This window comes from Methylobacterium sp. WL116 (genome assembly GCF_008039455.1).
GTDB lineage: Bacteria > Pseudomonadota > Alphaproteobacteria > Rhizobiales > Beijerinckiaceae > Methylobacterium.
Window position 1 is genome coordinate 1 of the sequence record NZ_VRUV01000552.1, and the last position, 2,867, is coordinate 2,867.

The 2,867-nt window shown below is 71.2% G+C and carries 4 protein-coding genes; 1 reads left to right on the forward strand and 3 read right to left on the reverse strand.

Annotated elements, in window-relative coordinates; translation table 11 throughout:
• Positions 1 to 33 precede the first annotated feature (33 nt).
• A complete protein-coding gene (locus FV223_RS24340; protein ID WP_147729382.1) occupies positions 34 to 636 on the reverse strand; it encodes a PAS domain-containing protein in 603 nt (200 codons plus the stop codon).
• Positions 637 to 1,230: 594 nt separating this feature from the next.
• Here FV223_RS24340 and FV223_RS24345 point away from each other — a divergent pair.
• Complete coding sequence (locus FV223_RS24345) at positions 1,231 to 1,455, forward strand: hypothetical protein (protein ID WP_147729383.1); 225 nt, start codon at positions 1,231 to 1,233, stop codon at positions 1,453 to 1,455.
• Here FV223_RS24345 and ureG read toward each other — a convergent pair.
• Both ureG and FV223_RS24355 read right to left on the reverse strand, forming a co-directional pair.
• A complete protein-coding gene (gene ureG, locus FV223_RS24350; RefSeq protein ID WP_147729384.1) occupies positions 1,452 to 2,081 on the reverse strand; it encodes an urease accessory protein UreG in 630 nt (209 codons plus the stop codon). The two genes, FV223_RS24345 and ureG, sit on opposite strands and share 4 nt — an antisense overlap.
• Before the next feature lie 22 nt (positions 2,082 to 2,103).
• Positions 2,104 to 2,778 carry an urease accessory UreF family protein gene (locus FV223_RS24355; protein WP_147729385.1) on the reverse strand — a complete coding sequence of 225 codons (675 nt, stop codon included), beginning with the start codon at positions 2,776 to 2,778 and terminating at the stop codon, positions 2,104 to 2,106.
• Positions 2,779 to 2,867 lie beyond the last annotated feature (89 nt).

Here is a 2,867-nt window from a genome sequence, read left to right on the forward strand (position 1 = left end):
GCGGCACGCGCGCCGCACCGGCCGGTTCGACGATCAGTGCCCGCGCCCCGGCCCGCGCGACAGGGCGGCGATCTGCTGGCCGAGGCTGAGGAGCAGCACGTCGACGAGAAGACGCAACTCCGAGTTGTCGAGCTGATCGATCGTCTCGCGGCAGGCCAAGGCGTGAGCGGCGGCGGTGTCGAGGATCGCCGAGGGGTCCTTCCGCTCGATCTCGGCGAAGGCGCCGAGGTCGAGATCGCCCTCGGTGACGTCGATGATGATCCCGTGGCCGTGCAGCACGGTCCCCGACTCGTTGCGGACGAGCCGGCCGCGATCGAGGATCCGGCGGACGCGGCCGGCGGTCGAGACGGTGCGGTATTCCGCGACGAACAGGCCCCCGCTGCGGCGCAGGCGCTTGAAGTGGCGCGACAGCTTCGGCAAGTCGTCGGGATGGACGCGGGCCTTGGCCCGCTCGAACGGCACGGGCAGCCCGGCGATCGCATGGTCTCCCGCCAGAACGTCGGCGGCCCCGGCATCCAGAATGCAGCGGTCGGGCTGGGCCGACCAGGCCCAGGTTCCGACCACGCCGGAGGCCGACAGGGCCGCCGTCAGGTCGACGGGCCGCGAGCGGGACCGGTCGATCGTTTCTGAGCGCATGGAGGACCTCCACGGTTCGGTTGCAGTTTCGCTTGGGAACCGCCGATATACAACCCAAGATGGAATTAACAACGCGTTAATTCAACACTCGGATCAGGCTCGACACCGCTGCATTCTACCGATTCCTGGGGGATGCAGGGCTATCCGATGCTGGGAATGCTGTTCGAGCCCAGTGCAGGCGCGCAGGCCCGGCCGACGAGGCCGAGACGTCGCCCCGTTCGATTCCCGACATCGCTCGGGCGAGGCCCGAGACCGGACGAGGGGGGACGATCAGCCGATCTGGCTGAACAGGGTCACGGCCCCGAAGATCAGAACGGATACGACCACGACGGCGATCAGGATCAGGGCCGCACGCGATTCCTGCAATTCCGGCGACATGCCCGCTCCATCACAGCCGGCGGACACGATGCCTCCGGCCGGCGCTATTCCGGACGAAACCTTGCATCGATCGATCCGGCTGTCGAGATGCGCGCGGTCGCCGGCCGCGGTGCGACAGCGCACAGCTTGGCCGCACGTTCACCCCTACGTTGAAGTCCTGCCGAAGGCCGACCCGTGCTCGCGCGTGAACGGCCGAGCCGGCATGGAGTGATGATCATGACATCGTCCCTGCGCATCGCCGCCCTCGTCCTCGCCGCCCTGCCGATCGCCTCGGCTCACGCCGGCGACACCCGGTTGAAGCCGCTGAGCCCGCGCGACCGCGCCGCCCTCGAGACCGCCCAGAAGTTCTCCGCCCGCATGAGCCGCCTCGATGCGCTGATGGGCGGCGTCCCGCAGAGCCCGGGGACGGCCCGCTCCCGCTCGGCCAACGCCGAGCACTAACGCGACGGCATCCCACCGAGGCCGCCGGCCTCGACGACGAAGCGCGCGACCGCGTCGGCTCCCGCGCCCTCCCGCAGGGATGCGAACACGTAGGGCCGCGGCCCGCGCATGCGCCGGGTGTCCGCCTCCATCACCCCGAGATCGGCGCCGACCAGCGGCGCGAGGTCGGTCTTGTTGACGATGAGCAGGTCCGAGCGGGTGATGCCGGGGCCGCCCTTGCGCGGGATCTTCTCGCCGCCCGCCACGTCGATGACGTAGAGGGTGATGTCGGCGAGCTCCGGCGAGAAGGTCGCCGCGAGGTTGTCGCCGCCCGACTCGATCAGGATCAGGTCGAGCTTCGGGAAGCGCCGGCGCATCTCGGCCACCGCCGCCAGGTTGATCGAGGCGTCCTCGCGGATCGCCGTATGCGGGCAGCCCCCGGTCTCGACCCCCATGATCCGCTCCTCGGGGAGCGCGCCGGCCACCGTGAGGATGCGGGCATCCTCCTTGGTGTAGATGTCGTTGGTGATGGCGCAGATCTCGTAGGTGTCGCGGAAGCGCTTGCAGAGCTGCTCCATCAGCGCGGTCTTGCCCGAGCCGACGGGCCCGCCGATGCCGACGCGCAAGGGTCCATTGTTCGATGCCATGCGGGCAAGCTCCGTCAGAGGATCACGAGCGGAAGATCCGCGAATACTGGGTCTCGTGCCGGAACGAGCCGAGATCGAGGCGAAGCGTCGCCGAGCCGAGGTCGTCGAGGCTGCAGGCCTCGGCCTGCTCGGCGAGCGCGGCGATGCGCGGGCTCAGGCCGGCGATGATCCGCGTGCCCGCGGCCTGCCCGATCGGCGCGGCGCGCAACGCGGCCGAGACGAGACTCTGGACGAAGGCGAGTCCGTAGGCGGCCAGCATCCCCGGCCGGTCCATGCCGTGCGCGCCCGCGGCGGCCCCGACCGCGACCGGGTAGGCGACCGCCCCCGGCAGCGCCCCGGCGACCCCGTCGAGGGGTGGGCACGGCCAAGCCGCCAGGGTCGCGTCGAGGAAGCTGCGGCCCTGCTGGCTCGTCTCGAGGTGAAGCTCGCGCGACGGTGCCAGCGCCAGGGCGAGATCGTTGATCCCGGCGAGGTCCGGCAGAGCCGCCGCCGCCGCGGCGCGGTGGGCGTGGGCCGCCAGGATCAGGTCGTTGCGGCCGGTCCCGTGCTCCATCACGTCGCCGAGCCAGCCGGAGATGCCCGCCTCGTCGGCGACGTCGCCCGCCTCCACCGCCCATTCGAGCCCGTGCGAGTAGGCGTAGGCGCCGACCGGGTAGGTCGGCGACAGCCACGCCATCAGCCGGATGCGCTCAATCATGGGTGTGGTAGCGCCCGTCGCCGTGATGATGGGCGCGGCCGCCCGCGGGCTCGCCAGGGTCGCCGGCATCATGGCCATGCGCCTGGGCG

What these genes read in the sequence shown, in the direction of transcription:
- ureG (WP_147729384.1), bottom strand. Translation starts at nt 2,081, where the DNA reads ATGGCATCGAACAATGGACCCTTGCGCGTCGGCATCGGCGGGCCCGTC.
- FV223_RS24355 (WP_147729385.1), bottom strand. Translation starts at nt 2,778, where the DNA reads ATGATTGAGCGCATCCGGCTGATGGCGTGGCTGTCGCCGACCTACCCG.
- FV223_RS24345 (WP_147729383.1), top strand. Translation starts at nt 1,231, where the DNA reads ATGACATCGTCCCTGCGCATCGCCGCCCTCGTCCTCGCCGCCCTGCCG.
- FV223_RS24340 (WP_147729382.1), bottom strand. Translation starts at nt 636, where the DNA reads ATGCGCTCAGAAACGATCGACCGGTCCCGCTCGCGGCCCGTCGACCTG.